The organism is Sphingopyxis sp. GW821-FHT12F08 (genome assembly GCF_058806755.1).
In genome coordinates this window covers 471,416-491,879 of the sequence record NZ_JBXAQA010000003.1, presented here as the reverse complement: position 1 = coordinate 491,879, position 20,464 = coordinate 471,416, and the positions used below count along the sequence as shown (strand labels likewise).

Annotated in this window: 18 protein-coding genes; 4 read left to right on the top strand and 14 right to left on the bottom strand. The window is 65.9% G+C overall.

The genetic code is table 11. From position 1 onward, the window contains the following. Window positions 1-163: 163 nt before the first annotated feature. Window positions 164-619, top strand: coding sequence for a universal stress protein (locus tag AC1RNQ_RS11190; protein WP_493171214.1), 456 nt, complete (start codon window positions 164-166; stop codon window positions 617-619). A gap of 80 nt (window positions 620-699) precedes the next feature. Here AC1RNQ_RS11190 and AC1RNQ_RS11185 read toward each other — a convergent pair whose 3' ends face one another. Next, entirely contained in the window at window positions 700-1,092 is a 393-nt protein-coding gene (locus AC1RNQ_RS11185) for a hypothetical protein (RefSeq protein ID WP_493171213.1), read from the bottom strand. 120 nt (window positions 1,093-1,212) lie between these two features. Between AC1RNQ_RS11185 and AC1RNQ_RS11180 the strand changes: the two genes are divergently transcribed. Then, window positions 1,213-1,995 (top strand): helix-turn-helix domain-containing protein, encoded by a 783-nt coding sequence (locus AC1RNQ_RS11180; protein ID WP_493171212.1) that lies wholly within the window; start codon window positions 1,213-1,215, stop codon window positions 1,993-1,995. Window positions 1,996-2,119: 124 nt separating this feature from the next. Here AC1RNQ_RS11180 and AC1RNQ_RS11175 read toward each other — a convergent pair whose 3' ends face one another. The 4 genes from AC1RNQ_RS11175 to phaR all read right to left on the bottom strand — a co-directional run bounded on the left by AC1RNQ_RS11175 (window position 2,120) and on the right by phaR (window position 7,464). Continuing rightward, complete coding sequence (locus tag AC1RNQ_RS11175) at window positions 2,120-4,417, bottom strand: ribonuclease R family protein (protein WP_493171211.1); 2,298 nt, start codon at window positions 4,415-4,417, stop codon at window positions 2,120-2,122. A 48-nt stretch (window positions 4,418-4,465) separates the two neighbouring features. Beyond that, complete coding sequence (locus tag AC1RNQ_RS11170; RefSeq protein WP_493171210.1) at window positions 4,466-5,194, bottom strand: hypothetical protein; 729 nt, start codon at window positions 5,192-5,194, stop codon at window positions 4,466-4,468. A gap of 161 nt (window positions 5,195-5,355) precedes the next feature. Next, window positions 5,356-6,882: a proline--tRNA ligase gene (gene proS, locus AC1RNQ_RS11165; RefSeq protein WP_493171209.1), complete on the bottom strand. Its 1,527-nt coding sequence runs from the start codon at window positions 6,880-6,882 to the stop codon at window positions 5,356-5,358. Between the two features lie 42 nt (window positions 6,883-6,924). Then, entirely contained in the window at window positions 6,925-7,464 is a 540-nt protein-coding gene (gene phaR / locus AC1RNQ_RS11160; protein WP_493171208.1) for a polyhydroxyalkanoate synthesis repressor PhaR, read from the bottom strand. 540 nt (window positions 7,465-8,004) lie between these two features. On the opposite strand from phaR, the gene AC1RNQ_RS11155 reads away from it, so the two are divergent. Beyond that, the gene (locus AC1RNQ_RS11155) at window positions 8,005-11,115 is read left to right on the top strand and encodes a TonB-dependent receptor domain-containing protein (protein WP_493171207.1); all 3,111 of its coding nucleotides are present in this window, start codon (window positions 8,005-8,007) and stop codon (window positions 11,113-11,115) included. Window positions 11,116-11,370: 255 nt separating this feature from the next. On the opposite strand, the gene AC1RNQ_RS11150 is transcribed toward AC1RNQ_RS11155, so the two are convergent. Both AC1RNQ_RS11150 and AC1RNQ_RS11145 read right to left on the bottom strand, forming a co-directional pair. Next, window positions 11,371-12,417 carry an alanine racemase gene (locus AC1RNQ_RS11150; RefSeq protein ID WP_493171206.1) on the bottom strand — a complete coding sequence of 349 codons (1,047 nt, stop codon included), beginning with the start codon at window positions 12,415-12,417 and terminating at the stop codon, window positions 11,371-11,373. 43 nt (window positions 12,418-12,460) lie between these two features. Beyond that, entirely contained in the window at window positions 12,461-14,098 is a 1,638-nt protein-coding gene (locus tag AC1RNQ_RS11145; RefSeq protein WP_493171205.1) for an MFS transporter, read from the bottom strand. Between the two features lie 194 nt (window positions 14,099-14,292). Between AC1RNQ_RS11145 and AC1RNQ_RS11140 the strand changes: the two genes are divergently transcribed. Further along, the gene (locus AC1RNQ_RS11140; RefSeq protein ID WP_493171204.1) at window positions 14,293-15,060 is read left to right on the top strand and encodes a cyclase family protein; all 768 of its coding nucleotides are present in this window, start codon (window positions 14,293-14,295) and stop codon (window positions 15,058-15,060) included. Between the two features lie 248 nt (window positions 15,061-15,308). Here the strand turns inward: AC1RNQ_RS11140 and AC1RNQ_RS11135 are convergent, their stop codons facing one another. The 7 genes from AC1RNQ_RS11135 to bioB form a co-directional block, all read right to left on the bottom strand. Then, window positions 15,309-15,716 carry an MAPEG family protein gene (locus tag AC1RNQ_RS11135; protein WP_493171203.1) on the bottom strand — a complete coding sequence of 136 codons (408 nt, stop codon included), beginning with the start codon at window positions 15,714-15,716 and terminating at the stop codon, window positions 15,309-15,311. 56 nt (window positions 15,717-15,772) lie between these two features. Continuing rightward, window positions 15,773-16,144 carry a tRNA-binding protein gene (locus AC1RNQ_RS11130; protein WP_493171202.1) on the bottom strand — a complete coding sequence of 124 codons (372 nt, stop codon included), beginning with the start codon at window positions 16,142-16,144 and terminating at the stop codon, window positions 15,773-15,775. A 205-nt stretch (window positions 16,145-16,349) separates the two neighbouring features. Next, the gene (locus AC1RNQ_RS11125) at window positions 16,350-18,356 is read right to left on the bottom strand and encodes an ATP-binding protein (RefSeq protein ID WP_493171201.1); all 2,007 of its coding nucleotides are present in this window, start codon (window positions 18,354-18,356) and stop codon (window positions 16,350-16,352) included. Continuing rightward, window positions 18,356-18,748: a lysozyme inhibitor LprI family protein gene (locus tag AC1RNQ_RS11120; protein WP_493171200.1), complete on the bottom strand. Its 393-nt coding sequence runs from the start codon at window positions 18,746-18,748 to the stop codon at window positions 18,356-18,358. The genes AC1RNQ_RS11125 and AC1RNQ_RS11120 overlap by 1 nt, the downstream gene beginning before the upstream one ends. After that, window positions 18,745-18,987, bottom strand: coding sequence for a hypothetical protein (locus tag AC1RNQ_RS11115; protein ID WP_493171199.1), 243 nt, complete (start codon window positions 18,985-18,987; stop codon window positions 18,745-18,747). Before AC1RNQ_RS11115 ends, AC1RNQ_RS11120 begins: the two co-directional genes overlap by 4 nt. Continuing rightward, window positions 18,984-19,364, bottom strand: a complete 381-nt coding sequence (locus AC1RNQ_RS11110; RefSeq protein WP_493171198.1) for a lysozyme inhibitor LprI family protein — start codon at window positions 19,362-19,364, stop codon at window positions 18,984-18,986. Before AC1RNQ_RS11110 ends, AC1RNQ_RS11115 begins: the two co-directional genes overlap by 4 nt. A gap of 11 nt (window positions 19,365-19,375) precedes the next feature. After that, window positions 19,376-20,443, bottom strand: a complete 1,068-nt coding sequence (gene bioB / locus AC1RNQ_RS11105; protein ID WP_493171197.1) for a biotin synthase BioB — start codon at window positions 20,441-20,443, stop codon at window positions 19,376-19,378. Window positions 20,444-20,464 lie beyond the last annotated feature (21 nt).

Here is a 20,464-nt window from a genome sequence, read left to right as displayed (position 1 = left end):
TGCAGGCCGGGCCTGCCGCTACGGATTACCCCCTCGTCATAAGACCATCGTTCGTCAACGTCCATCGGGGCAAACTTGCGTTTCATACGAATGTGACGCACTCTCTCCTCGCAAAAAGCATAGCGGGGTCCTCCCCGCAAAATGATCAGCGGGGGGTCGGGGCATGCGTACTTATCTGGTCGTGATCGACGACAGCCCGGAAGCGAGCCTGGCGCTGCGCTTCGCGGCGCGGCGCGCGGCGCGCACCGGCGGCGGGGTCGCGGTGCTGGCGATCATTCCGCCGCAGGATTTCGTGGCGTTCGGCGGGGTGCAGGCGACGATCGAAGCCGAAGCGCGCGAGCATGCCGAGGCGCTGGTCGCAGCGGCGGCCGATACGGTGGCGCAGGAATGCAATGTCGTGCCGCAAATCCTGGTCAAATCGGGCAAGCCCGCCGAGGTCGTGTGCGAGGTGATCGCCGAGAATGAGGAAATCGCCGCGCTGGTGCTGGCGACGGCGGCGAGCGGCGCGCCGGGGCCGCTGGTCGCGCATTTCACCGGACAGGATGCGGGCACGCTCCCCTGTCCGGTGATGCTGGTGCCGGGCGGCATCGACATCGCCCGACTCGATGCGTTGAGTTGATTTCAAAGCCGTAGCCCTGAGCCTGTCGAAGGGCGCTTCCCGGATAGGCGCCCTTCGACAGGCTGAGGGCTAGGGTGGGGTTAGACCAGCGCGAGCCGGGTGCTCGCTCCCGCGGCTTTCCATTCGAGCACCGCGAAGGCGAAGACGCCCACGGCCTGCGCGATCACGACCGCGATGCCGAGGCCGGTCATCGTCGCAGCGAAAGTGCCGACGATGCCAAGGCTGGCGGCGACCCAGCCCAAGTTGCCGAGCGCGATCAGCTTGACGAGCGCGGAACCCGGCACCGCCTGCCGCGCGGCGACGACCATCAGCAGCGCCGCGGCAAGGCAGATCCAGCCGCCGATCGCGACGACATGGGCAGGCAGCCCGAGCAGCTCGCCGACGGGCGCGGCGGCGAGCAGGCCGATGGCGAAGACGCCGGTACAGGTAACGGCGTCGAGGACGAGGATGGTCTTGAGGTTGAAGATCGACATATGGGTTCTCCTTTCGAACCCGGTCCAGATATGCCGCGAATCGCCGCGGGTCGATTACGCCCGAGGTAATGGAAATGTCGAAGGCCGAGGTATAGCTGCTGCCCGCGAAGGAGAAGGACGATGCAGGCATCACCATTGGGCGAGCAGCTCCGCGAATGGCGCACGCGGCGCCGGATGAGCCAGATGGACCTCGCGCTCGACACCGAAATCTCGACGCGGCACCTGAGCTTTATCGAGACCGGCAGGTCGAAACCCAGCGCATCGATGCTCCAGCGGATCGCCGACTGCCTGGAAGTGCCGCACCGCGCGCGCAACGCGCTGCTACTCGCCGCTGGCTACGCGCCAAATTATCAGGAGCGCCCGCTCGACAGTGCCGAGATGGCGGGGATGAAGACGATCGTCGAACATGTGCTGAAGGGCCACGAGCCCTATCCGGCGCTCGCGGTCGACCGGCACTGGAACATGATCGCGGCGAATGACGCCATTGCCATTTTGATCGAACAGGTGTCGCCCGAACTGCTGGCGCCGCCGGTCAATGTCCTGCGCATCGCGCTGCATCCCGACGGGCTGGCGCCGCAGATCGTCAATTATGCGATGTGGCGCGCGCATATATTGCACCGGCTCGACCTGCAGATCGAGGCGAGCGCCGACGCCGGGCTGATCACGCTGCGGGGCGAAATCGCGGGCTATCCGGGGCCGGCGAACGACATCGGCCATGGCGCAGTGAGCAGCATCGCGGTGCCTTTGCTGCTCGATACGATCGCGGGGCGGATTTCGTTCGTGTCGACGGTGACGATCTTCGGGACGCCGGTCGATATCACGCTGTCGGAGCTGGCGATCGAGGCTTTTTTTCCTGCGGATGCCGAGAGCGCGGCGTTGTTGCAGCGATTGGCGGGCAAATAATCTCCCCTCCCTGAAAGGGAGGAGCCGGGGGTGGGTCAGCGACTTCGCGGCGAAGGTCAACGTCGGTACGGCTCGCTCCGCTCTCACCCACCCCTAACCCCTCCCTTGCAGGGAGGGGAAAAGCTCAGCGCTTCCGCCCCTTGTGCTTGATATTCGCGGGCCGGCCACGCTTCCCGACGACATGCTTGCCCGCCTTCTTCAGCCCGTCGCGGCGCGGCGGGCTGCCCCGGAAGCCGCCCTCGGGCGCATCGGGCAGTTCGAAGCGCAGCGCGCCGCTCACCGGATTGGCTTCCATCAGCCGGAGGTCGAGCCGCTGGCCGACGCTATAGCTCACCCGTCCATGCTCGCTGTCGAGCGTGCGCGCCGCCTCGTCGTAGAAGAAACGTTCGCTGCCCAAGGTCGACACCGGCACCAGCCCGTCGCCGCCGAGCCCGTCGACCGTCGCGAAGAAGCCGAAGGGCTGCACCCCGGTGATCCGCGCCGCGACGATCTCGCCGGTCTTGTTCGCGAGATAGGCCGCGACATAGCGGTCGATCGTCTCGCGCTCGGCCTCCATCGCGCGGCGTTCGAGCGCGCTGATCGCCTCGCCGATACGCGACAGCCCCTTGGCATCGGCCTCGCCCAGCCCGGTGCGCGCAGGCAGATCCTTTGACTTTCCAGGCACTTCGAGGCGGTAGCTGTCAACGAGCGCGCGATGGACGACCAGATCGGCGTAGCGGCGGATCGGCGAGGTGAAATGCGCGTAGCTGCCCAGCGCGAGGCCGAAATGGCCCGAATTGGCGGGGCCGTAATAGGCCTGCGTCTGACTGCGCAGGATCGCCTGCATGATCTCGGGCAGCCGGTCGTCCTCCGAAAAGCCGTCGATCAGCCGGTTGAACACTGCGGGCGTGATGACCTGCCCCAGCGCGAAGCTCTGCTCGAAGGTTTCGAGATAATCCTTGAGGCTGATGAGCTTTTCGCGGCTCGGCGGCTCGTGGATGCGGTACATCACCGGCGATTTCTTCGCCTCGAGCGCCTTCGCCGCCGCGACATTCGCCGCGATCATATAATCCTCGATCAGCCGCATCGAATCGAGCCGCTCGCGGACACGGATCTCGGCGATGCCGCCCGCTTCGTCGAGGATCACCTGGCGCTCGGGCAGGTCGAGGTCGAGCGGCGCGCGCGCAGCGCGCGCCTTGGCGAGCAAGGCCCAGCAGTCCCAAAGATTCTGAAGCGCGGGCAGCACGTCGGCATCCCAGCCTTCGCGCGCTTCGCTCGCATCATAAGCCGCCTGCGCTTGCTCATAAGCGATATTCGCGCGCAGCCGCACCAGCGCGCGGGTGAAACGCCATGACCTCACCTTGCCATGCTTGTCGACGACCAGGTGGCACGCCATCGCGGCGCGATCGGCACCGGCCTTCAGCGAACAGACGCCCGCCGACAGCGTCTCGGGCAGCATCGGCACCACGCGGTCGGGGAAATAGACGCTGTTGCCGCGCCGCCGCGCCTCGCGGTCGAGTTCGCCGTCGGGGCGGACATAGTAGCTGACGTCGGCGATCGCGACGATCGCCTTGAAGCCGCCCTTGTTGCCCGCATCCTCGTCGGGGATCGCCCACACGGCGTCGTCATGGTCGCGCGCGTCGATCGGATCGATCGCGACGATCGGCAGGTCGCGCAAATCCTCGCGCTCCTCGGGGGTAAGCGGCAGCTTCGCGGCCCTTTCGGCCTCGGCGAGCGTCTCGGCGCCGAAGACATGCGGGATTTCGTGGCGCGCGATCGCGATCATGCTGAGCGCCCTGGGCGCGAAAGGATCGCCGATGCGCTCGATGACCTTGGCCTTGGTCGCGGGGCCGCGCCCGGTCAGTTCGGCGCGGACGAGGTCGCCGATGCCGGCATCGCCCATGTCGGCGACGGCGAAGTCGAAACGCGCGCGCTTGTCGGCGGGGCGCAGCCAGGTCATCGCCTTGCCGCCCGGGCCGACGTCGTGCACGAGCACGCCGATGATGAGTTCGGCGCTCGCCTGCAGCCGCTTCATCGGATGCGCGACATGGCCGCCGCCGCGCTCTTCGGTGCGCGCGAGCACGCGGTCGCCGACGCCGAGCGCGCCTTTGCGGCCCTGCTCCATCACGCGCAGCCGCGGCGGCGGGCCCGCGCCTTCCCAGCGGTCGGGCACCGCCCAGACATTGCTGCCCTCGATCGCGGCGACGCGCAGCACGGTGACGCGCGGCAATCCGCCATGTTTGTGAAAGGCGCGGCCCGGCGCCATGTCGACGAGCCCCTCGTCGGTCATGTCCTTGAGCAGCGCCTTCAGCGCGACCTTGTCGGCGCCGTGGAGGCCGAAATGCTTGGCGATCTCGCGCTTGCCGACCGCATCGGAACTGTCGGCGATGAAGCGCATGATCTGGTCGCGTGAGGGCAGACCGGCCTGGATTTTGCGTGGCATCGTACGCAGATAGGGGGCAACGCGGCACGCGTCACCCCCATCGCTGCGTCAATAGGGCGAAATGTCGATCACGCGCCCCGACGCATCGGCGGTGCAGAGCGAACGATAATGGCCCGTGGCGATGGTGAAGACCGTGTTGCCCGAGCCGTCGCCGCGCTGGCTGACCGCGACGCTGCTGCCGCCCGGCGCGTTCTGATACTGGTCGCCGCGCGCCTCGCACGCCGCGCGCGCCGCCTGCGACCCGCCGCGCGCATAGCCGCGGTTCGACGCGCGGCGGTTCGACGCCTCGGCCTCGCCGGCCATGAAGCCGTCGTGATAGCCCTCGCTGTCGTTGCGATCATACTGGCCGCCGTAGAGACCGTCGTTATACCCACGCGAATATTCGCTGTCGTGATCCCCGCCGTTGTCGCCATGCTTTTTCTTGTGGCTGGCGAGCGCGGCGATCAGGCCGATCGCTGCGACCGCGCCGACCGCTGCCGCCGCCGAGCCGCCGCCGCCCTTGCCGCAGTCGCTCGCATCCGCCTTGTCGACACTGGCATAGCGCCCCTGGCTGACGACAACGCGCACGCAGATGTCGCTGTCGCCGTTCCACCAATATTGGCCGCCGTTCCTGAAACTCTCCATCTTGTAGCCGCGGTCCTGCATCTCGCTTTCCGCGCCGGGCGCGCGCGCGCCGACGAGGTCGGACAGGCTGCCGGGAGTCTTGGCGTAAGCCGGCGCTATGCCGGCACCCATCGTCGAGGCAGCCGCCATGGCCGCGATCGTCCGTCGCATCATGATTTTTCCCCTGTCAGCGCGCGCGGCGCACGACCTCACCGCTACGCAGTGCGCGGAACTTCCTTCGGCCGAGTCCCTGTAAGCCCTGCATAGCCGAAAAGCCCTTCGCGAAGGACGACATTCGGGGTTTCCACGCGGCTAACCAAGCCGCGGGCAAGGCTTTAGTAGGTGCGTCCGACGAGCACGCGTTCGACCGCCGGGTCGCCGGTGAAGAAACACGCACCAGCGGCCGGCGCGGCATCGAGCGGCGTGTTGCGCATCGTCAGCTTGAGCGCCTTCAATTGCTCGACGATCTTGTCGAGCGCGGCGCCGGTCGGGCGCGACCATTGCACTTCGACCCAGCCGACGAATTTGTCGTCGCCCGCGAAATGTGCTTTCAGATCCGTGACATCGCGGGCGATATTCGCATCGAGTCGCGCCTTGGCCTCGGCGTAGAGGCCCGCCTGGATATCTTCCAGTATCGCGACGGCACCCGCGACGAACTCGCCCTTGGCGACGAACGCCGTGTCGAGCTTGCCGCTCTCCTGATATAGACGATCGCGGCGGATCACCGCGACATTGCCGCCCGCGACGTCGCGCGGGCCGACTTCGACGATCAAAGGCGCGCCCTTCTTGACCCAGCCCCAGCGCTTGGTCTGCGCCTTCGCGCCGCTGGTGTCGAGCAGCACGCGCACGGGCTCGCGGAAGGCGTCGAGCGCCTTGAGGCCCGCCTCCAGGTCGCGGCAATAGTCGAGGATCGCCGCGTCCTCGTCGTTGTCGCGCAGCATCGGGACGATGACGATCTGGTGCGGCGCGATGCGCGGCGGACAGCGCAGACCATCGTCGTCGCCATGCGTCATGATGACGCCGCCGATCATCCGCGTCGAGGTGCCCCAGCTGGTCGTGTGGCACAGGCTGTGGCCGCCGTCCTTGTCCTGGTAGCGGATGCCCGCCGCCTCGGCGAAGCCGGTGCCGAGATAGTGCGAGGTGCCGGCCTGGAGCGCCTTGCCATCCTGCATCATCGCCTCGATCGAATAGGTCGCGACCGCGCCGGGGAAGCGCTCATTCTCGGGCTTCTCGCCCGCGATCACGGGCATTGCGAGGACATCTTCGGCGAAGGCGCGGTACATTTCGAGCGCGCGCAGCGTCTCGGCCATCGCGTCGGCCTTGTCGGCGTGCGCGGTATGGCCTTCCTGCCACAGGAATTCGCTGGTGCGCAGGAACATGCGCGTGCGCATTTCCCAGCGCACGACATTGGCCCACTGGTTGACCTTGAGCGGCAGGTCGCGCCAGCTCTGCACCCAGCGGCTCATCGCATTGCCGATCACCGTTTCCGAGGTCGGGCGGACGATCAGCGGCTCCTCGAGCTTCGCTTCGGGATCCGGCACCAGCTTGCCCTTGCCGTCCGCGATCAGCCGGTGGTGGGTAACGACCGCCATTTCCTTGGCGAAGCCGTCAACATGGTCGGCCTCCTTCTCGAAGAAGCTCAGGGGGATGAAGAGCGGGAAATAGGCGTTCTGGACCCCGGCGTCCTTGATCGCGGCATCCATGACCTTCTGGATGCGCTCCCAGATGCCATAGCCCCACGGCTTGATGACCATGCAGCCGCGCACGCCCGATTCCTCGGCGAGATCGGCTTCGGCAATGACATCCTGATACCAGGCCGCGAAGTCGGCCTGACGGGTTACGCTGAGCGCATGTTTGACCATGATATTTCGATTTTCCGTCGTTGAGGGCGGGAGAAGCCCTTCTTATTTCTTCTTGGCGAGCTCGGCCTTGAGGTCGGCGATTTCGGCCTTGAGCGCCGCGATCTCGGCATCCTTGGCCTTGGTCCCGGCCGCCCCCGGGATGAAGGCGCTGGTCGCCTGCTGGAACATCTCGAGGTTGCGCCGCGTGAGCTCGGCGAGCGGGTTCGAGCCCAGCGCGCCTTCGAGCGCGGCGCGCACATCCTGCTGGTTCTTGCGGAAGGTCGCCATCGACGCTTCAAGATATTGCGGCACCATCGACTGCATCTTGTCGCCGTACATGCCGATCAGCTGGCGCAGGAAATTGACGGGCAGCAGCGTCTCGCCGCGCGTTTCCTCGTCCATGATGATCTGGGTCAGCACATTGTGCGTGATATCCTCGCCGCTCTTGGCGTCGACGACGCGGAAATCGCGGCCGTCGCGGACCATCGTCCCCAGATCCTCGAGCGTGATGTAACAGCTGCGCTCGGTATCATAGAGGCGCCGGTTCGCATATTTCTTGATCGTAACCGTGTCGCCGTCGGCCGGCGCCTTGGACTTCGCCATGGTGTTGCTGCTCCCTGACCCGTGACAAAGGCGACCCCGCCGCGCCGGGCTTGAACGTTGAAAAGCGGCAATAGCATCAATCTATGATGCGTCGCAACATGAAGGCGGGTCCGGCGGCGATTCGCCGATATCGCGCGCCCCAAAGATCTGTGCGGCAGCCCGGCCGCGCCGAGCGGCGGACTGCTGCCTCAAGGATGCGACGAGCCGAGTAAAGTAATATAGTTTCAACTGAAACGTTGGATTTGACATAATTATGGCCCCACCCAAGCCTTGGCACCGCCTCTGTTTCGCGCTCCCACAACCTTGTTATTCTGCCCAATTCCGGTGCCGCGCCGGCGACTGTTGCGAAAATGACACAATGTCATGCGGATGGCGTGCAGCCGTCAGAAAATTGCCACAGGGGGCTTGTGCCTGTTTCGTTTTCGGTCTTTCTAGAGCGTAATCCGTTCATCTCTATTTTTGAACGGGCAACCGGGGAGTTACCACATGAATAAGTCGCACCTGCTTATGGGTGCTGCTGCCTTTGCAGTAGCGATATCCGTGAGCCAGCCTGTTCTCGCACAGGACGCCGCGGATTGCGTCGACGCCAATGAAAACGGCGTCTGCGATTCGGACGAAAATACCGATCGCGCCATCGTCGTCACCGGATCGCGCATCGCGCGTCCGACGCTCGAATCGTCGGTTCCGCTGACTTCGGTCGACGTCGGCGAGCTGACCGACACCGGCGACGTCTCGCTGGGCGACGCGCTGAACGACCTGCCGTCGCTGCGTTCGACCTTCAGCCAGGGCAACTCGACCCGCTTCATCGGCACCGCCGGCCTGAACATCCTCGACCTTCGCGGCCTGGGCATCGCCCGCACGCTGGTGCTGGTCAACGGCAAGCGCCACATCACCGCGCTGCCGGGCGACTATCTGGTCGACGTCAACACCATTCCCGTCGACCTGCTCGAGCGCGTCGACATCGTCACGGGCGGCAACTCGGCGATCTACGGCTCGGACGCCGTCGCCGGCGTCGTGAACTTCATCACCAAGCGCAACTTCGACGGCATCAACCTGCGCGCGCAGGGCGGCGTCTCGTCGCGCGGCGACCGTGGCAATGTGTTCGTCAGCGGCACCTGGGGCAAGAATTTCGCCGACGGCCGCGGCAACGTCGCCGTGTCGGCCGAATATGCTCGCTCGGAAGCGTTGTATTTCAGCGATCGTGACAGCCTGACCGGCGCCTATTCGGGTCGCTGCCAATATCAGCTGACCGACCTTGGCGGTGCTGCGGGCGGCGAAACCGGCCCGAGCAACAGCGACGGCATTCCCGACAGCACCTTCCTGTGCGGCATCAAGAACGCCGCGATCAGCGATGGCGGCACGATCGGCGCGCTCGACGCGGCATCGAACGCCCGTCGCCGCTATCTGCGCTTCGGGCCGAACGGCGACCTGTTCATCGACACACCGGATCAGGCGTTCTCGCCGGTCGGTTCGGGCAACCAGCAAGGCGGTTTCGGTTCGACGCTGCGCAACACCGGCCAGCTCGCGGCCGGCCTGCAGCGCTATGCGGTCAACCTGCTCGCGCATTATGACATCAGCGACGCCTTCCGTCCCTATGTCGAAGCGAAGTATGTCCATGTCGACGCGGTCCAGGAAGGTCAGCCGAGCTTCTTCCAGGGCAGCGTCCCCGGTTTCTTCGGCGGTGGTACCAACCTGCGCTGCGACAACCCGTTCCTGACCACCCAGGCGTTACAGACGCTGCAGGGCTTCGGCGTCTGTAACGCGACGCCCGACAGCCGCACCTTCACGATCCAACGCTTCAACACCGACTTCGGTGGTCGCGGCGAAATCCACGATCGCGACACCTATCGCATCGTGGGCGGGATCGAAGGCACGTTCAACGACGACTGGAACTATGAAATCTCGTTGAACTACGGCCGGCTCGAGACCAAGCTGCAGTCGCTCAACAACCTGAAGCTGTTCGATCTTCAGGGCAATGACGACGGCTTCCTGCTGGCGCTCGACGCGACCCGCAACGCCGCCGGCCAGATCGTCTGCCGCGTCAACGCGGTGACCGTGACGCGCCCGGACTGCGTTCCGATCAACGTCTTCGGTGTCGGCGCGCCGAGCCAGGCCGCGCTCGACTTCGTCAACACGACGGCGATCCGCAAGGAAAAGGCCGAACAGTTCGTCGCGCTCGCGAGCGTCGCCGGCGACCTGTCGCAGCTGTTCGAACTGCCGGGCGGCCCGATCGGTTTCGCACTCGGTGCCGAATATCGCGAAGAAAAGGCCGAATCGGCTTTCGACGCCCTGACGGCAAGCGGCGGCACGTTCCTGAACGCGATCCAGCCGTTCACGCCGCCCAAGCTGACGGTGAAGGAAGCATTCGGCGAAATCAGCCTCCCGCTGCTCGCCAACATGCCCTTCGCCGAGGAACTGTCGGTCAACGCGTCGGCGCGCGTGTCGGATTACAACTCGTCGGCCGGCACGGTCTGGGCGTATAACGTCCAGGGTCTGTATGCGCCGATCCCGGACATCCGCTTCCGCGCCGCCTATGCACGCTCGGTGCGTACGCCGACCCAGACCGATCTGTTCTCGCCCCAGTCGCAGAACTTCGCGTTCATCGCGGATCCCTGCGACAGCGCGAACATCGGCCTGGGACCGAACCGCGTCGCAAACTGCGCCGCAGCCGGTGTGCCGACCACCTATAATGCGGCGCTCGTCGCGGCTTGCGCCGGCACGTCGTTCACCGGCACCATCGGCGCACCGTTCGTTAACTGTACCGCGCGTACGTCGTCGACCAGCTTCCTGCAGGGCGGCAACCCCACGCTGCAGAATGAAATCGGCAAGAGCTTGACGCTCGGCGCTGTCGTCGAACCCAGCTTCCTGCCGGGCTTCAACTTCACCGTCGACTATTACAAGATCAAGGTCCAGAGCCTGATCGCGGTTCTCGGTGCGCAGCAGATCATCAACCTCTGCTATGACGACGCCGGCGGGATCAACAACCCGTTCTGCGCCACCGTCCAGCGCGATGCGACCACCGGCCTGTTCGACAACACCGCGGCCGTGATTTCGGGCGGCGTGAACTTCGCTTCGCAAAAGACCGAAGGCATCGACTTCGACGTCCAGTATCGCCGGACGTTCGACAATGGTCACCGCATGTCGTTCCGCGCGATCGCGACCTATCTGCTTCGCCTCGACAACTTCACCAACCCGCTGAACCCGAACGACCCGAACCGTCAGATGAGCGAGCTGGGCGACCCGCGCTGGGCCGCCAACGCGAGCATCAACTACGACTTCGGCGAACTCGATGTCAGCTGGACGGTGCGGTACATCGGCAAGCAGACGATCGGCCTTTGGGAAGCGCAGAACTCGTACAAGGATCCGTGCCCCACGAGCGGTACCATTCCCGGCGGCGGCACCTGCACCCCGGGCGAGATCGTGACGCTCCCGCCGCAGAATCTGGATGCGTTCGACCGCGTTTATTACCCCGATGCGCTGTACCACAGCTTCCGCGCGAACTTCGAAATCGACAAGAAGTTCAACTTCTACATGGGCATCGACAACGCGTTCGACAAAAAGCCGCCGCTCGGCCTGCTGGGTACCGCTGGTGGCGATCCGTACGACACTTTCGGTCGTTATTTCTACGCCGGCATCCGCGCCAACTGGTAAGCCAGTCGGCACGGGCCACGGAAACGGGCCGCCTTCCCTCGGGAAGGCGGCCTTTTTCTTTTGGTGATTGGGGCGGAATTGAGGTGGAAACGAGACGATCCTCCCCACTTGTGGGGAGGTGGCAGCGCGAAGCGCTGACGGAGGGGGGGGGGGCGTCCTTTAGCGACGCGTCAGGCCGAGAGCCCCCTCCAGCGCGGTCCCCCTCCCCGCAAGCGGGGAGGAGATGAATGTCAGGTTTCGCCCGAAAACGGTCCCCTAGCCCCAGACGCGGTCGAAGCGGGCGCCAAGGCCGGTCAGCAGCTCATATTGCGACAGGCCCGATCGCGCCGCGACCTCGGGCAGATCGTATCCGAGCGTCAGCCAGTCGCCCTCGCCGATCGCGAGATCGCCCGCGTCGAAGGCGGTGAGGTCCATCGAAACACGTCCCGCAACGGGCAGCATGTGCCCCTGCCGGTGCGCGAAGCCGACGCCGCCCGACTGGCAGCGCAGATAGCCGTCGGCATAGCCGATATTGGCGACCGCGACCCGCGTGCGGGCGCCGGCGCGCCAGGTCGCGCCATAACCCACCGTATCGCCCGCCTCGACCGTCCGTAGCTGCAGCACGCGCGTTTCGGGATAGACCACCTGGCGGAGCTGCCCCGCCGCCTCGCCGCGCGGCACGCCGCCGTAGAGCGCGAGCCCGGGGCGCGTGAGGTCGAAGGCATAGTCGGCGCCGAGGCAGATGCCCGCGCTGTTCGCGAGGCTGTAGCGCCGCGCCGGAATCACCTCGCGCAGCGCGCGGAAGGCCGCCAGCTGCTGCGTATTTTGCGCACTGTCCTCGTCCGCCGAGGCGAGGTGGCTGAGCAAGGTCTCGATCGCGAGCCCGTTTAGCGCGCCGCCCGCCGCCTCGGCGACAGTCAGCCCCAGGCGGTTCATGCCGGTGTCGACCATCACGTCGCACGGCCGCCCTTCGCCGCCGTCACGCCAGCGCGCGACCTGCTGGACGCTGTTCAGCACCGGCCGCGCGGGCAGCGTAAGCGCCGCGACCATGTCGACCTCGCCCACCCCGTGGAGCACTGACAGCGACACGCCCGCGGGCAACGGCATCAACGCCGTCGCCTCGGCCCAGGTCGCGACGAAGAAGTCGCGGCAGCCAGCGGCCGCCAGATGCTGCATCACCGCGCGCGCGCCGAGGCCATAGCCGTCGGCCTTGAGCGCCGCGCCGGTCGCCGCGCCGCCGCTCGCCCGCGCAAGCCAGCGCCAGTTGGCGACGAGCGCCTCGCTGTCGAGGCGGAGACGGAGCGGGGCGGCGATATCGATCATATCCCGCCCCTAGCGGCGAAAAGGCGCAGCGCCAATGGGGCGATCAGGCCGCGGGCGCCGCCGCGTCCTTGTCCCACTGCCCCTCGACCGGATCCTCGAGCATGAAGGCGCTGACGAGGAAAGCGAGGAGCACCACGCCCCAAGTGTACCAGAGCCCGGCATAGGCATCGCCGGTCTTGGCGATGATGAAGCTCGCGATCAGCGGCAGGAAACCGCCGAAATAGCCGGTGCCCAAATGATAGGGGATCGACAGCGACGAATAGCGCACATGCGGCGGGAACATCTCCGAGAGAAGCGCGGCAACGGGGCCGTAGGTGAAGCCCGACAAGGCGCTCAAACCGAGCAGCGCGGCGACGATCACCGCGATGCCGAGCGGCCCCGGAATCTGCTTTTCGAAATCATAACCCATCGCCTCGAGCGCGGGTTTGAGCACCGCGACATCCTCGCCCGCGACCTCGCGCCCGCCGATCGTCACCTTGACGCTATCGAAGCCGCTGCCGCTGCCGACGATGGTGTAAGGCACGCCGAGCTTGGTGAGTTCGCCGAGCGTCTTGCCGCACGCGGTTTCCTGCACCTGCGCGAAGGGATCATAATCGCATAGCGAGCCGGTGACGACGACGGGCGCCTTTTCGGCCGCCGCGGTCAGCGCGGGGTTACCGACGCTGCCCATCAGCCAGAAGAGCGGGAACAGCAGCACCAGCGTCGCGGCATAGCCCCAGACGATCGGCTTCTTGCGCCCGATGCGGTCGGAAATATGCCCCGCCCACAGGAAGAAGCCCATGCCGAGCGCGGCGGAGACGCCAACGATGATCTCGGCGGCGGTGTCGTCGACCTTCATCGGCCCCTTGAGGAAGGAGAGGCCCGAGAACATCGCGGTGTACCAGATCACCGTGAGCCCCGCGGCGATGCCGAACAATGCGATGAAGATGCGGCGCGGGTTGCCGGGATAGGTGAAGCTTTCCTTGAGCGGATTCTTGGCGAGCTCGCCCTCGGCCTTCATCGCCTGGAACACGGGGCTTTCGGAGAGTTTGAGGCGCATCCACAGCGAGATGGCGAGCAGGATCAGCGACAGCAGGAAGGGCACGCGCCACCCCCAGCTTTCCCACACCGCGTCGGACATCGCCGCCTTGCACCCGAGCACGACGATCAGGCTCAGCACGAAACCGCCGACGACGCTCGCCTGGATGAAGCTGGTGTAGAAACCACGCTTTTCGGGCGGCGAATGTTCGGCGACATAGACCGCGGCGCCGCCATATTCGCCGCCGAGCGCCAGCCCCTGCAGCACGCGGAGCAGGATCACGATGATCGGCGCCGCGATGCCAATCGCCGCCGCCGAGGGGATCATGCCGACCCCGGCGGTCGCGATGCCCATCAGGGTGACGGTGACGAGGAAGGTATATTTGCGCCCCAGCCGGTCGCCGAGGAAGCCGAAGAGCACCGCGCCCAGCGGCCGGAAGCCGAAACCCACCGCGAAACCCGCCCAGACGAGCAGGATTTCGAGCGTCGCATTGTCGCTGGGAAAAAAGGCCTTGCCGATGATCGCCGCGAGCGTGCCGTAGATGAAGAAATCATACCATTCGAAGATCGTCCCCGCCGACGAGGCGGCGATGACCATGCGAATATCCTTCGCGGTCGGCTGATAGGCGGCGCCATGGTCGGCGGCCGCGGCTTTATCGGTCATAGTCTCTCCCTCGGCCTCGCGGGCCAATCCCCTTCCCGTTCGCATCGAGCGAAGTCGAGATGCCTGGAAGGCAAGCCCGACCGATGGGTGTCTCGACTTCGCTCGACCCGAACGGGTTCGCGCCGGTGTAGCTGCCCGGTCGCACCGCGCAAGCCTTCTTGGCGTAGCGTCATTCCGGTGGCAGACTGGCCCCCATGCAGTTCATCGACCTCTCGATCCCGATCACCAACGACGTCGTGTCCGACCCGCCGGTGATGCGCCCGCAGATCACCTATATGACCCACGAAAATACGTGGCAGCAGATCGCGATGTTCTTTCCCGGGCTGACGCAGGACGACCTGCCCGACGGCGAAGGCTGGGCGGTCGAGAGTCTGACCTTGAGCACGCACAACGGCACGCATATGGACGCGCCCTGGCATTTCCATTCGACCACCGACCGCGGCGCGACGCCGGCGCCGAGCATCGACGAGGCGCCGCTCGACCTCTTTTTCCGGCCGGGCGTGAAGCTCGACTTTTCGGATCGCCCCGCGGGCCATGTGATCGGCGCCGCCGAGGTCGAGGCCGAACTCGCGCGCATCGGGCACGAACTCCGGCCCTATGACATCGTGCTCGTCCAGTCGGGCGCGGTGTACGGCACCGACAATTTCACCGACCAGGGCTGCGGCATGGGCGAGGAAGCGACTTTGTACCTCACGGAGCGCGGGGTGCAGGTGGTCGGCACCGACGCGTGGAGCTGGGACGCGCCGTTCAGCCACACCGCGCGGCGCTGGGCGGAGACGCGCGACCCGAAGATCATCTGGGAAGGCCATAAGGCGGGGCGCATCCAGCCCTATTACCAGATCGAAAAGCTCACCAACCTCGCCGCGCTACCCCCGACCGGCTGGACGCTGAGCTGCTTCCCGGTGAAGATCGAACGCGCGAGCGCGGGGTGGATCCGGGCGGTGGCGTTGGTGGGGGATTGAAGGCCGCCCGGCGGTCTGAGTGGCGGGTTTCGCGCGTTGGCCGCCATTGAAAGGCTATGCTCTCTCCCCTTCAGGGGAGAGATACGAAGGCTTGGCAGCTTGCTGCCTAGCCGGAGTAGAGAGGGGTTTCCGTCCGCTGGCGGCTAGGCCCCTCTCCAAGCTTCGCTAGCTCCTGACGGAGCAAGCTTCGCTATCCTCTCCCCTGAAGGGGAGAGGGCTATAATGTCCTAAAACCAGCCCAAACCGCCCTACAAATTCACCGTCGCCAATATCCACAAGGTCCAGCCGCCCAGCGCCAGCAGGCTGGCGAAGGTCGCGACGACGCCAATCTGGCGGCCGAGCGGGGCCTTTCCGGGCGGGGACGGGGTGTGGAGTCCCACGATATGCGCCACGCGCCCGATCAGGAAGATCGCGCCGATCGCCACCAGCGCCATATGGTTGGCGCGTGCGCTTTCGAGCAAGCCGAGCAGGATGATCGTGATCGGCGCATATTCGGCGAGGTTGCCGTGGCTGCGGCTCGCGGCGATCAGCTTGTCGTCGCCATGGTCACCAAACGCCGCGCCCAGCCGCAATCGCTGGCGTACCGTCAGGATCGCAGTGAACAGCAGGAGCAGCGCGCAGACGGCGCCCACAAAGGCGGTTACCGGTAAAGTCATGGTCGTCCCTCCCCTTTTAGTAGGAAGCCTAACCCGCATCCGCGGTCAGGGGAAGATCAGAACAGCCGCGATCCGTTGGGCACGGCGGTGTCGGGCGCGAAGAGGATCACCGCGCCCGCTTCGTCGGCGAAACCCAGGGTCAGCACCTCGGACATATATTTGCCGATCTGGCGCGGCGGGAAATTGACGACCGCGGCGACCTGCCGCCCCGGCAGGTCTTCGAGCGCATAGCGGTCGACGATCTGCGCGCTGCTCTTCTTCACCCCGATCGCGGGGCCGAAGTCGATCTCGAGCTTGAACGCGGGCTTGCGTGCCTCGGGAAAGGGCTCGACCGCGACGATGGTGCCGATGCGGATGTCGACCTTCAGGAAATCGTCGAAGGCGATTTCGGTCGCGGCGCCCGCGTCGGCATCATGATTGACGTGCATTTCAATCCTCCGTCAGCCCCGCGAAGGCGGGCTTCGGCTTTCCACCTTATCTTCGTGCCTTTGCGCCTTTGCGCGAAACCAGAAAATCTAAATCTCACGCAAAGGCGCAAAGGCACGAAGAAGGAAAAAGCTGGATCGTGCCGGGAGTCGCTTGCCTCCCGACACCCTTCGCGGGAATGATGAAAACTAGGCGAGCCGAAACAGCCTATTCCATCTCCAAAATCACCGCATCGACGGCCAGGCTGTCGCCCTGCGCCGTATTGACGGTTTTCACGGTGCCTGCCTTCTCGGCGCGCAGGATATTTTCCATCTTCATCGCCTCGACCGTCGCGAGCGGCTGGCCGGCCTCGACCTTGTCGCCTTCGCCGACGTGCAGCGCGACGAGCAGGCCGGGCATCGGGCAGATGAGATATTTCGACAGGTCGGGCGGCACCTTCTCGATCATGTGCGTCGCCAGCGGCGCGATGTGCCAGGGCAGCACGCGCACCTCGTGGATACGCCCGCGCGTCGTCATGCGCCAGCCGGCGCGCGTCTTGGCGACCTTCACCGCCAGCTCGCCGTCGTCGATCTCGGCGACGACCAGTCTGTCGCCCGGCGTATATTCAAGCGCGATATCGACCTTGTCGCCCTCGACCCTGATATGCTTGCCGCCGAGCTTGACCTTGTGCGGCGTGCCGTCGACCGTCACCTGCCATTTGGCGGGCGGGTCGAGCCGGTCGCCGAGCTGGCCGTCGGTGCGCCGCGCGCGGTCGGCCTCGGCCGAGGCCATGAAGCCTGCGATCGCCGCGAGCGCGCGCAGGACGCCGGCATCGGTGTCGGCGCCGTGGAAGCCTTCGGGATATTCCTCGGCGATGAAGCCGGTGGTGAGCTCGCCCGAGCGGAAGCGCGGATGCTGCATGATCGCCGACAGGAAGTCGATATTATGGCCGAGCCCCTCGAGCTCGAAGCGGTCGAGCGCCGCGACCTGCAGGTCGGCCGCCTCGTCGCGCGTCGGTGCCCATGTCACCAGCTTGGCGATCATCGGGTCGTAGAAGATCGACACCTCGCCGCCTTCCTCGACCCCCGCGTCGACACGCACGCCGTCGATCCCGCGCTCCTCGCCCGCCCACGCCGGAACCGGGGTGCGATAGCGCACGAGCCGCCCGGTCGAGGGCAGGAAGCCGCGATACGGATCCTCGGCATAGACGCGGTTCTCGATCGCCCAGCCGTCGAGCTTGACGTCGTCCTGCGTCAATTCGAGCTTCTCCCCCGCCGCAACGCGGATCATCTGTTCGACCAGGTCGATGCCGGTGATCGCCTCGGTCACCGGATGCTCGACCTGGAGCCGCGTGTTCATTTCGAGGAAGTAGAAGCTCTCGCCCGTCGGGTCGGCGCCCGACACGATCAGCTCGACCGTGCCCGCGCTATAATAGCCGACGGCACGCGCCAGCGCGACGCACTGTTCGCCCATCGCTTTCCGCATCTTTTCGGTGACGAAGGGCGACGGCGCCTCTTCGACCACCTTCTGGTGGCGGCGCTGGATGCTGCACTCGCGTTCGTTGAGGTAGAGGATGTTGCCATGCTGGTCGCCGAGGATCTGGATCTCGATATGGCGCGGATTGAGGATGAACTTCTCGATGAAGACGCGGTCGTCGCCGAAGGAATTGAGCCCCTCGCGTTTGGTCGCCTCGAAGCCCTCGCGGACGTCCTTCTCGTCATAGGCGAGCCGCATGCCCTTGCCGCCGCCGCCCGCCGATGCCTTCATCATCACCGGATAGCCGATCTCGTTCGCGATGCGTACCGCATGCTCGGTATCGTCGATCTCGCCGACGAAGCCGGGCACGACATTGACCCCCGCCTCCAGCGCAAGCTTCTTCGATTCGATCTTGTCGCCCATCGCCGCGATCGCACCCACCGGCGGGCCGACGAAGGCGATATTTTCCTTGGCGAGCGCCTCGGCGAAGCTGGTACGCTCGGACAGGAAGCCATAGCCCGGGTGCACCGCATCGGCGCCGGTCTGCTTGCACGCCGCGATGATCTTGTCGGCGATCAGATAGGATTCGGACGCGGGCGACGCGCCGATATGCACGGCTTCATCTGCCATCTGGACGAAGGGCGCACGCGCGTCGGCGTCCGAATAGACGGCGACGGTGGCGATGCCCATGCGCCGCGCGGTCTTGATGACGCGGCAGGCGATTTCGCCGCGGTTGGCGATCAGGATTTTCTTGAACATCAATATTCCTCGACAAGTGCCTTGAGTTGTTCGGTGCGTTCCCGCGTCAGCCGCGCCATGCAGCCGCTGTGCAGCATCGGCGCCATCGTTCCGCCGCGCGCGGCGAAGCTTTCGGAGAGGCACTGCTGGTCGCGATAGGCGAGCCACGCGCGCTGCGCCGCGAGCAGCGTGTCGTAATGCGTCGGCTGGGTGTCGTAACTGCGGTCGATATCCTTGTCGCGCGCCTTCAGCGCCGCGACGGTCCGCTTGTATTGCGCGTTCAACTCCGCATCGGCGGCGTCATAATCCTTGCCCGCACAGAAGTTCATCTCGACCTGATATTGCGGGTTCTCGCAATCGATCTCGGGCTCCTGTGCGGCGGCGGCCAGCAGCATCAACGACATCAGCATCATTCGCCCGTCTCCTTCTCGGCCGGTTCGGTCCGATAGATTTTCGACACCTGCCGCGCCCACAGGATGATCAGCGCCAGCGCGCCCAGCCACAGCAGATTCTCGATCCACAGCGGCGAGTCCGCGCCCGCCTCGGTCCCCAGCCGCACGCCCTGCATCCGGTTCGCGCCATAGCCGCACGCGCAGGACGCGGGCAGCAGCAGGAGCGAGCTCAGCAGGCCAAGGAGCGGCTTGCGGATCATTTGACTCGCGATTCCCCGGCCAACGCTTTCAGCTGTTCGGTCCGCTGCCGGGTCAGTTTCGTTTTGCAGGTCACGATCAAAACCGGCTCCAAAGACCCGCCGCGCGCCTCATAACCCTCGCTGGCGCAATGCTGATCGCGATAGATCAGCCACGCCCGCTGCGCCGCCTGCAATGTGTCGACATAGCCCGGACGGTCATCATCGATGCGGTCAAGCCGGCCGTCGCGCGCCTTCATGCCCGCGACGGTCCATTCCCACTGCTGGTCCAGCGCCGCTTCGGCGCGGACAAATTCCACATTGGGGCAGCCGGGAGGCGCCGACAACGGATCGGTGCAATCGGGATCGAGTTCCTGCGTCGCCGCGGCGAGCGCGATCAATGTCGAGAATATCATAGACCCACGACCTCCATTTCAGCCGCCTGGCGCATCGGCTCTTCGCTCACCATCGGCACGATCCCCAGCTTCGCAAACAGCGCCGCATCCGCGCTGTCGCCGCGGTTGCCCGTGGTCAGCAGCTTGTCGCCGGTGAAGATGCTGTTCGCGCCCGCCATGAAGCAGAGCGCTTGGCATCCTTCCGACATGCTCTCGCGCCCCGCCGACAGGCGGACCATCGACAGCGGCATGGTGATGCGCGCGACCGCGACGGTGCGCACGAACTCGATCTCGTCGATCTGCGCCAGCGGGGTATCGGCGAGCATGTCGCCGAGCACCGTGCCCTTCACCGGCACCAGCGCATTGACCGGGACGCTTTCGGGGTGGCGCGGCAAGGTCGCGAGCGCATGGATGAAGCCGACGCGGTCGCTCCGCGTCTCGCCCATGCCGACGATCCCGCCCGAACAGACGTTGATCCCGGCACTCCGGACCTCTTCGAGCGTGTCGAGCCGGTCCTGGAAGGTCCGCGTCGAGATGATATTCCCGTAATTCTCCGGGCTCGTGTCGACATTATGATTATAATAGTCGAGCCCCGCGACCGCGAGTTGCTGCGCCTGTTCCTTGGTCAGCATCCCCAGCGTCATGCAGGTTTCCATGCCCATCTGGCGCACGCCCTCGATCATCTCGACGATCGCGGGCATATCGCGGTCCTTGGGGTTGCGCCAGGCGGCGCCCATGCAGAAACGCTGCGAGCCGGCATCCTTCGCCTGCGCCGCGGCCTGCAGCACCGCGCGAACGTCCATCAGCTTGGTCGCCTTGAGCCCGGTCTCGGCATGCGCCGACTGCGAACAATAGCCGCAATCCTCGACGCAGCCGCCGGTCTTGATGCTGAGCAAGGTGCACAGCTGCACCTCGCCGCGCGCATGATGGCGGCGGTGGACGCCCTGCGCCTCCCACATCAGCTCATCGAACGGCAGGTCGAACAGCTCGGCGATTTCCTCGCGGGTCCAGTCGATCCTGCTCTCCCCTCCCGCTTGCGGGAGAGGTCGGGGGAGGGCCTGTTTGAAGGACGGCGATGCGGACATGCCCTCCCCTAGTCCCTCCCG